Annotated in this window: 1 protein-coding gene; it reads right to left on the bottom strand. The window is 65.1% G+C overall.

What is annotated here, in order from left to right:
• On the bottom strand, positions 1 to 687 hold a 687-nt coding region (locus D3227_RS40520; RefSeq protein WP_120019478.1), incomplete at its 3' end, for an IS630 family transposase.
• Between the last annotated feature and the right edge of the window lie 60 nt (positions 688 to 747).

Below are 747 nucleotides of genomic sequence, written 5' to 3'. Positions count from 1 at the left end.
GATGACGAAGCCCGAGGCAACGTCGAGGGCAGCAAACAACGACGTCGTGCCATGACGAACGTAGGAATGGGTCCGGCGCTCCGGCATGCCAGGCATCATCGGCAGGACGGGCTGCTCGCGGTCGAGGGCCTGGATCTGGCTCTTCTCGTCGACGCTCAGCACCAGCGCGCGATTGGGCGGCGACAGGTAGAGCCCGACGATGTCGCGCACCTTGTCGACGAACAGCGGGTCGCTCGACAGCTTGAACGTCTCCGAGCGATGCGGCTGCAGCCCGAAGGCAGTCCAGATCCGACGGATCGTCGTGTGCGAGAAGCCGGTCGCCCCGGCCATCGAGCGGATCGACCAGTGTGTCGCGTCGCTGGGCAGGGACCGCAGCGTCCGCTCGATCACGGCGGCCACCTGATCGTCGTCGATCGTCCGGGGCCTGCCGGGCCGGGCTTCGTCCAGCAGGCCCTCGACGCGATCCTTGAGGAAGCGACGCCTCCACTTGCCGACCGTGTGCTCATGCACTCCCAGTTCAGCCGCGACGACCTTGCTGGGGATGCCGTGGGCGCATCGCAGGATGATCCGGCAACGCTCCGACATCGATCGTGCGACACGTCGGCGACGGACCTGTCGTTCGAGATAATCCTGCTCGTCTGCGCTCAGAACCAACGGCGCGGTTGGGCGGCCATTCGCGTTCGCCATAATGCGCTCCTCTCCAGAAGCGACGTAGCATACAATGTAACGAACTTCAGTTCCAGATGA

Origin of the sequence: Mesorhizobium waimense (genome assembly GCF_003601975.1) — a bacterium.
Lineage (GTDB): Bacteria > Pseudomonadota > Alphaproteobacteria > Rhizobiales > Rhizobiaceae > Mesorhizobium > Mesorhizobium waimense.
The sequence above is the reverse complement of the archived record's forward strand: the minus strand, read 5'-3'. Positions and strand labels throughout refer to the sequence as shown.